The organism is Streptococcus parasanguinis (assembly GCF_001069785.1).
Lineage (GTDB): Bacteria > Bacillota > Bacilli > Lactobacillales > Streptococcaceae > Streptococcus > Streptococcus parasanguinis_T.
The window spans coordinates 1-8,471 of sequence record NZ_JVSR01000094.1; the positions used below are offsets into that span (position 1 = coordinate 1).

Annotated in this window: 6 protein-coding genes and 3 pseudogenes; 7 read left to right on the forward strand and 2 right to left on the reverse strand. The window is 30.8% G+C overall.

The genetic code is table 11. The features are described 5' to 3' along the window. A pseudogene (locus ADG03_RS12045) lies at window positions 1-95 on the forward strand (ATP-binding cassette domain-containing protein); the annotation flags it as partial. Between the two features lie 359 nt (window positions 96-454). Here the strand turns inward: ADG03_RS12045 and ADG03_RS11280 are convergent. Next, window positions 455-709: pseudogene (locus tag ADG03_RS11280) on the reverse strand (tyrosine-type recombinase/integrase); the annotation flags it as partial. Window positions 710-1,099: 390 nt separating this feature from the next. Here ADG03_RS11280 and ADG03_RS08670 point away from each other — a divergent pair. The 6 genes and pseudogenes from ADG03_RS08670 to ADG03_RS11285 all read left to right on the forward strand — a co-directional run. After that, window positions 1,100-1,966, forward strand: coding sequence for a helix-turn-helix domain-containing protein (locus ADG03_RS08670; protein WP_049473277.1), 867 nt, complete (start codon window positions 1,100-1,102; stop codon window positions 1,964-1,966). Between the two features lie 288 nt (window positions 1,967-2,254). Beyond that, window positions 2,255-3,502, forward strand: a complete 1,248-nt coding sequence (locus ADG03_RS08675; protein WP_049473276.1) for an MFS transporter — start codon at window positions 2,255-2,257, stop codon at window positions 3,500-3,502. Between the two features lie 240 nt (window positions 3,503-3,742). Continuing rightward, the gene (locus ADG03_RS08680; protein ID WP_049473275.1) at window positions 3,743-5,353 is read left to right on the forward strand and encodes an ATP-binding cassette domain-containing protein; all 1,611 of its coding nucleotides are present in this window, start codon (window positions 3,743-3,745) and stop codon (window positions 5,351-5,353) included. A gap of 126 nt (window positions 5,354-5,479) precedes the next feature. Next, window positions 5,480-5,956 (forward strand): type II toxin-antitoxin system antitoxin PezA, encoded by a 477-nt coding sequence (pezA, locus tag ADG03_RS08685; protein WP_003010109.1) that lies wholly within the window; start codon window positions 5,480-5,482, stop codon window positions 5,954-5,956. Continuing rightward, window positions 5,956-6,723 (forward strand): type II toxin-antitoxin system toxin PezT, encoded by a 768-nt coding sequence (gene pezT, locus ADG03_RS08690; protein ID WP_049473274.1) that lies wholly within the window; start codon window positions 5,956-5,958, stop codon window positions 6,721-6,723. Before pezA ends, pezT begins: the two co-directional genes overlap by 1 nt. 62 nt (window positions 6,724-6,785) lie before the next feature. After that, window positions 6,786-7,067, forward strand: a pseudogene (locus tag ADG03_RS11285) (tyrosine-type recombinase/integrase); the annotation flags it as partial. 507 nt (window positions 7,068-7,574) lie between these two features. Here ADG03_RS11285 and ADG03_RS08695 read toward each other — a convergent pair. Next, window positions 7,575-8,438: a helix-turn-helix domain-containing protein gene (locus ADG03_RS08695; protein WP_049520963.1), complete on the reverse strand. Its 864-nt coding sequence runs from the start codon at window positions 8,436-8,438 to the stop codon at window positions 7,575-7,577. Window positions 8,439-8,471: the final 33 nt, after the last annotated feature.

Here is an 8,471-nt window from a genome sequence, read left to right on the forward strand (position 1 = left end):
TGATTTTCTCACTACCGATGATGGTGTTAGAAATCGCTCACCATATTGATAATGAAAGTCGATACGATCAAGTCATTGAACTAAGAAAAAATTGAATTATTTTCATGATAAGATAAAGTAGTGAGTACTCTCTCCAGTCGGAAACTTCCTCACTACTAATCTTAATATGTTTGTTAACTGTAGTAGTAAAAAAATATTATTAAGTAGGTAATTTTGTATTTGACTTACATTGTACAAAAGTAGTTGAAAAATCTCTGAGAACATTCCGGTATCAATAATGAGTTTTTTTTACAATTGAAACTATAATGTAGGATTTTTTTAACTGTAGTAATGTTATAAAATTAATCTTACCAATAAAGTATCTATAGGTCTTTGTATACCTAAAATTTTATAGTAGCAATATAAAATTTACATTAATTGCAAAATGATTTATTATAGCTAAATATAATAGTCTCTAATTAGTTTTTTTAATTTGTGCAAGTCGTTCTATTAAAATATCGACTGCTTCATTCTTTCGGTTAGGATCTAATTCCGCATAGTTATCCATTGTGGTTGAAATAGATCTGTGTCCCATACGTTCTTGCAGTTCTTTCCAATTTGCTCCAGCGTTGAGCATTAAAGACGCATGAGTATGGCGGAATATGTGAAAACCATAATTAGGTAAACCTAACTCTTTTGATCGTTTAATAAGAGTAGCTCGCTCATTTCGATGGGGAGATGTACCTTAAACAGATAAGAAGCTTGCCAAAAACTTTATCTGGAAATAATTTCCCCCTAATTTAGACTAAAATAAAATGCATAATATCAGTTTTTTGAATACCTGATATTATGCGTTTTTAATTTCAAAGACTTTTAGGAATTACTTGAACTCTCAAATTCCATATATGTTTTTCTGAGTTACATGAAAAGTTTAACTTAATTTGACAATCTAGAAATTATTTGAGTAGATTATTTTCAAAAGAAGACGAGGTAGATCAAAAAACATTCGACACCATTTATGTAAAATTTGTATCTTTCTGGACATATATTTGAATTTTTGATTTAATCATGTTACAATTAAAATTGAAATCAAAATCAATTAGAAAAGGAATATCCAAACGTGGGTACATTATTAGCAACCAGATTAAAAAATAGACGAAAAGAATTAAAATTGTCCCAGCGAGAATTGGCCGAAGGCATTTGTAAACAGGGGCAAATTAGTCGATTAGAGAGTGGAGAGTTCACTCCTGGGGCGGATTTTTTGCATGCACTTGCTAAGAAATTAAAAGTTAGTATGGATTATTTTTTTGATGAGCAGATTGTTGGGGAGGTTGATGAGCTAGCAGAGTTTAAGAAATTAGCACATACATTTATCATAAATAGAAATTATGAGTCTTTGAAATATATATATGAATTAGAAAATGTAAAGTCTCATCGTTTATCTCTAGCAGATAAATTTTATATGGAGTGGATAAAATCTCTGATAGATTTTTATTTCTATGGGCAACAAGAGGAGGCAGTTGAAAGATTGGAGAAGGTGCTGTCACAGTTAAGTATATCTGATATGAACTATCTCCAAATTTCAAACACTCTATTCAATTTTTATTACGATATTGGAGATTTAACGCGATTTGATGAGATTCGAAAAACATTAGAGTATCAAGTAAATCAACTCAATTTAAATACACTCGAAGAGTTAGAACTATTTATTAAGTTCAACTATAACGTTTGTAGATATTTATGGCTACAGAATAATATTGAAGAAGCTATTACTAAAATCACAGCTACTATAAAGCAGTGTCAGGCTTACAGAACAACTTATCTTTTAGCTGATTTGTATTTATTGATGGGAAATGTAAGTAAGGACTTTTCTTCTAAGATTTCGGTAAAAGAATATTTTGAGACAGCACATTTTCTTTATAAATTGGATGAAAATATGTCAATGGCTTTGAAAGTCGAACATTATATTGCAAATATGACAGAATAATGAAAATGATGTTCAATTGAGCATCGTTTTTTTAATATCGCATAGATACAAAAATGATTTATTTTTAAAAAAATAAAAAAAGTTTATAAAAAGATATTTACAACATGATGACGGAGTGCTAAAATAAATGCAAGAAAATTAATAGTAAGACACCATACAGTGTAATTTCACCGATATCGTATATGGCAGTAGCAATTATTTCCTACAAAGTATTGGATTCCTTGACAGGATTATTAAATATAACAAATTATATCCAAATCGATTGTATGAATTTCGAGGTATACAAACATGATATTAGAAAAATTCAGTAGTAACTTTAAAAACTTGATATTAGGTAGATCTTCTAGAAATATTGCAGATAGTTTTTACTTCATTGCATTGTCGATCGGTTTAATCAATGTTTATAATATTGAAGCTGGTCAGTTATCTTTATTTACTCTAATAGGTTTTATCCCTAACTTACTTGCCGTTTTTTATGGAAGTTTTGTAAATAAAATTCAAAGAGATAAAGTCTGGCTAGTAACTTTTCAAGTTCTTCAACTTTTTATAATTTTCATTACTATTCTATGCTTAAGATATCGCTTTGAAGTTTTTTATCTTTATATTTTTAATTTTTTGTTTAGTTTATCAACAAATCTACTCAACACATTACAAATGAAGATTGTTCCAGAAACATTAGAAAATGATGAAGAAACGATAAACAAATCTATAGATGTTCAGTATATGGCTTCAAATGTGTTAGACATTATTAGTAACCTGTTTGCCTCGTTACTGTTAGGAGTGTTTTCCTATTTTGTTGTTTTCAATATGAGTATTCCATTTTTTGTAGCTGCGATATACTTTATGATGAAAATCAGGTTGAATATGCCTGATAAAAAAAAGTCAGATGGTATGTCTGAAAATATAGAAAGCGAAAGTGAATTAACTTTTCAACTTTTGGACACAATTTCTGCTTTTCGAGAATCAAAATTTGCCTCTTTTATTGTAATTACAGAGTCAATTTTAAGTGGTGGAACAGATCTACTTTTAACTTTAGCCCCCTTATATCTTGTATCGGAAGGAATTCCCATTCAGTATCTTGGGTTAGTATTGGCAGTACAACGATTAGCAGATTTGACAGGTGCTTTTGTGGCACCTAGGATAAAAATATCATATAAGAAGTTTTTCTTTATTGATTATATTGTATCGGGCTTCTTTTTATTCTTAGTATTTGTAATACCAATTCCATTGATTAAGCTTTTGCTATTTGGATTATCCTTTATAATTATTGGTATATCTGGTAATATGTTTGAAAAAATGATTTATTCTGAATATAACTATGAAAATATGGGGTTAATCTACTCTACTAATTCAAGTTTATATGCTTTATTTTCAATTGTATTCTTAATAGTTCCTCAATTTTATTCGGATATACATATTCTAGGAATAACGATAAATATATTTACGGTATTAGTAGGATTTTATTTGTTATTTATTAACAATCCATTTAAGGAAAGTAAGGGAATAGAAAATGAACCAGAAAGTTATGCAGAATAATTTTAAAAAAGAACATAAAGTTGATCAGCGGTCTAAAAATATATCTATGAAACAGAATAATGGAAGTTTAAAAAAAAGCTAGAAAATTTCAAGTTAATAATAAAGGAAATAGATAGAAATCGACTACTCTGAACTGCGCCCTAAAAGTTAGTAGGAATTTTATTATCTTATATTGCAATTAAATATCAAAGAAAAATAATTGGTGAAGAAATATTTGGAATTTTTAAATGAGGCTGGGATATGACATTAAAAACTTATTTAATTAGATGCAAACGAAGTAATTCTATATGGTTGTTTTGGATTTTTATTAATTCATTATGTGTTTACTTAAATGGTATATTGAGTGCCAAAGCAATCTCTACAATTGTAAATTTTGATTTACAGGGATTTTTGTATTTAAGTGGAGCGATTTTAGCTGTAAATTTAATATGGGTATTGCAAATATATCAAAACTCAAAAGCAAGTGAAAAAGCCATACAAGAAATGTGTACCGAAATACGTAAAGATATTGTAAAAAGTATTGAAAGTAAGGGTGTGGTTCGTTTTGGCTCAAAAAGTGTTAGCGCCTATACCTCATGGCTGACAAATGATCTTAATACTATTCGAGATCTTGGCTTTGAAACACTTGAATTAATGATTAGTCAAGCATTAAATATCATTTTTGCAATTATTGCCTTTTTTAGTTTCCATTATTCATTATTGTTTACAATTTTGATATTCTTCATTCTAATGGTAAATCTTCCTAAAATATTTACAAAGAAAATGGAGAATAAAGCTGTTTACTTTACTGAGAAGAATGAAGAATTAGTTAAAGCAATTGATGATTCTTTAAGTGGATTTCGAATGTTATCCAATGCTAATCAACTTCATTTTTTAATGGTAAAAATCTTATCTTATTCAAAAAAATATTCGAAGTCCAGAGTTTCATATTCAAAAACCTTTGGTGGGCTTATGTCTGTTCAAAATGGGACTAGTTTTGTGAGTCAAATTGCCATGTTGACCCACGCAGGAGTCTTATATTTTAACCGATTAATTCCGATTGGGGCTGTATCTTCTTCTCAATATTTTTCATCAATTATCTTTGCTGGCTTAACAGGCTTAACGGCAAATTACGCTGAGTTTAAAACTGTAAACAAAATATTTGAAAAATTTGAATTGGAAGGTGACCAAAGTATTCATGAAAGTAATGTTAATAAACAAACTTGGAAGAAATTTATAGATAAAGTAGAATTTCAATCGGTAACTATTGAACGTGATGGTAAGATTGTCTTAGATAATTTAAATGTTAAAATTGAAAAAAATAAGAAGTATGCAATATCAGGGTCATCTGGTTCAGGAAAATCAACTATATTAAAGGCTATTAATGGTGAAATCCCAATTTCGAAAGGCCACATCTTCTATGACAATATCGATTCAAAAAATATGAATTTCAAGGATCTTCATGAAAATATTTCTTATGTTAGTTTGGAAGATCATATTTTTAACGAATCCATTTTATTTAATTTGACATTAGGCCGAGAAATAGAAGATTCAAAAATCGAAAGAGCATTGGAATTATTTTATTTAAGAGACTGGATTAATGGATTGAGTCATGGATTGGAAACTACTTTATCGGAAATTAGCCAAGACATTTCTAGTGGACAGAAGCAACGAATTAGTCTAGCTAGAGCTTATCTTGAAGAAAAACCAATTTTAATTATTGATGAGGCAACTGATGCGATTGATAAAGAAAGACGGTATCAAATTGAGAAACATCTATTCTCGATGACAGAAAAAACTGTTATTTTTGTAAGCCATCATCTAGATGAAAATATAAGATCTCTTTTTGATAAAATTATATATTTGGATTAGTTTTAACATACTGAGATCAGTAGGTTAGATTGAAGAAAGATTCATCTACCAGATTTAAAAACGCACCATTTTTGGTGCGTTTTTAAATTTTGTGCTATAATAGAAATAAATAAAAGGAGGGCCCTCATGATCGGAGAAAATATTAAAGCGTTACGTAAAACACATGACCTAACCCAGCCTGAGTTCGCAAAGATTGTTGGTATCTCTCGAAATAGCCTGAGTCGTTATGAAAACGGGACAAGTTCAGTTTCGACAGAATTAATAGATCGTATTTGTCAGAAATTTAATGTTTCCTATATCGATATTGTAGGAGAGGAAAAGATGCTCACGCCAGTAGAAGATTACCAGCTCACTCTAAAAATTGAAGTAATTAAAGAACGAGGGGCGAATATCTTAGCGCAACTTTATCGTTTTCAAGATGAACAAGGAATTTCATTTGATGATACTTCTAATCCTTGGGTTCTAATGAGCGATGATTTGTCTGATTTGCTGAACACGAAGATTTATCTTGTGGGGACTGTTGATGAAGTAGAGCGATATAATGGCTATTTGGATGGCATTGAACGGATGCTAGAACAAGCAACTCATCTGGTGGTGGCTTAATGAAACTAGAAGAATTTAGTCAAGATGATTTTGAACGAGCATCCAGACGATTCGTTCGTTCTTTAACTCGTGGTAAAACAACTTCGTCTCAGCCCAAGGCTATCTTGCTAGGTGGACAGAGTGGTGCTGGTAAGACAACGATTCATCGTGTGAAACAAAGGGAATTTCAAGGCAATATCATTATCATTGATGGAGATAGTTATCGCTCTTTTCATCCGAACTACCTTGGCCTACAGGAAAAGTATGGCAAAGATAGTGTGGATTATACCAAAGTATTTGCGGGACAAATGGTTGAATATCTCGTAGATGAATTGAGTAAACAAGGTTATCATTTGTTAATCGAGGGCACCTTGAGAACAACAGAAATCCCTAGAAAAACTGCACAATTATTGACAACCAAAGGTTACCAAGTTTCGCTTGCACTGATTGGGACTAAGCCAGAATTGTCCTATCTCAGTACCTTGATACGTTATGAGGAGCTCCATGCAATAGACCCAAGTCAAGCGAGAGCGACTCCCAAAGAGCACCATGATGGAATTGTAGAACATTTAGTTGATAACTTACGAGAGTTAGAAAATGACAAGATTTTTAATCAAGTTCAAATTTACCGAAGAGATCAATCGTGTGTTTATGATTCGCAAGTAGACGAAACATCAGCAGCAGTAGTCCTACACGAATGCCTATTTGGAAAATGGAATAAGGTGGAAAAAGAGATGTTGAAGTTGGGACAGGAACGGTTGAGAGAACTGGGAGGAATTGATAAGTGACGAAGGGCTAATTTATGAGTACATGATAAATTGCAAGAATAAGTGCAACATTTACTTGAACTCATCCTCTTAAAGCACTGTCAGAACAAAGCGTACGTCTAATTTTAAGGAAGATGGTTAAGAAAAACAACTTATCTATAACTATCACGCCACATATGTTTAGACACAGCTTTGCTACAATGCTACTGGATAAAAATGTATATATTCGTTATATACAGCAAATACTTGGACATAGCTCTATTTCTGTAACTCAGATCTATACTCATGTGTCTCAATCAAAACAAAAAGAAATACTCACTCTGTGTAATCCCATATCTTCCATTTGTTCTCGGCCACAAAAGTAAAATAACCATAGCTAAATCAAAGCAGTTTGATGATTCCCCTCTAGCAATTTTTACTCTACTAATTTCAAAAGAACAAGTATCTAATTTCATTATTATCAACAAAAGGTAGTTCTATATTTTTGAACTACCTTTTACATATTATAAATATTTTGTGTCTTCTGTTTTATTTAGATTTTGTGATTTTCTCTAGCCAAAGATACACTTTTTTATGAACAATCTTCCAGGAGAACTTTATCAATAATTTCTTATTTTAATTTAGGAAAAATAGAAAAAACTAGGTAATCAAAATACTGCTAATAAGAAGGGTTCTACTGAAAGTGTAGAACTCTTTTTCTACCATATACTTGATAACACAAGAAATCAAAATGTTACCAAATTAGAACGGGAAACAAAATCAGTATAGTTATTTGAAATACCATGGAAAAATTATAAGGCTGATAGTATTAATTTCACTATCAGCCTTACAGGTTATTTAACGTTTCAGAAAAACTATAATGTCAAGATTAACTAAACAGTATCTAATTCTTTCAAATAATTCTCTATCTTCATCAACATTAAAGGATTGTTATAAATCTTACATAACTCTCTTGCTTCTATATAATAATTTTTGACTTGTTCTTTGTCTAGAAACTTGGCTCCAGCATTTCCTACAAGAATAAGTAGGGGAGCCAGTTGGTAGCTTGTCTGTCTTTGTTTACAGAGTTCAATCGTCTCAAGAGCTTCTTGGATGGCTTCGTTATATTTTTCCTTTGACACTAGGTAGTGAGCGTAGTTGTAACGAACTCTGATGTAACCAAATAAAAACTCTTGATGCTCAAAATTTTTTGTCTGATATAACTCCATTAAATGAGAGTAGTTTGCCTCATATTCTTGTTCACGACCCACTAAGGAATAGAAATTAGATAGAGTATTCAATGCCTTTAAATAAATCAGAGTATTTGAGGAGACTTTTAATAATATATTTTCCAATGAAGAAATAGCCTCACACTTACTGTCATATTGATAGAAGTCAATAATAGATTTAATCCATTCAAGGTAAGTTCGGTCTTCTAGTGTTAGAAAAGTGCTTCGTTCAATCTCTATTTTATAAATATATTCCAAATTGTCATAATTTCTATCATCTAATAGGCGAGCAGATAATTGCTTGAAATTAGAGAGGTTAGATTTAATTTCAATTTGTTCATTAAAAAAATAATCTAATGGCACTTCAAGTCGTTGTGAGAGTTTGAACAAAAGGTCTGCGGAGGGAATGAAATGCCCTCTCTCAATTTTACTAATCTGGCTTTGTTCACAAATTCCTTCTGCAAGAGTTTGTTGGGAGAGTCTCAACTCTTTTCTTTTCAATCTGAATTTCTCTGCGAGTGTATTCATTAAAGATAATAAACCTTCCTATTTGCTTAATTT

Excerpts from the sequence above, each read along its gene's own strand:
- ADG03_RS08675 (WP_049473276.1), top strand. The coding sequence starts at position 2,255 with ATGATATTAGAAAAATTCAGTAGTAACTTTAAAAACTTGATATTAGGT.
- ADG03_RS08680 (WP_049473275.1), top strand. The coding sequence starts at position 3,743 with ATGACATTAAAAACTTATTTAATTAGATGCAAACGAAGTAATTCTATA.
- pezA (WP_003010109.1), top strand. The coding sequence starts at position 5,480 with ATGATCGGAGAAAATATTAAAGCGTTACGTAAAACACATGACCTAACC.
- pezT (WP_049473274.1), top strand. The coding sequence starts at position 5,956 with ATGAAACTAGAAGAATTTAGTCAAGATGATTTTGAACGAGCATCCAGA.
- ADG03_RS08695 (WP_049520963.1), bottom strand. The coding sequence starts at position 8,438 with ATGAATACACTCGCAGAGAAATTCAGATTGAAAAGAAAAGAGTTGAGA.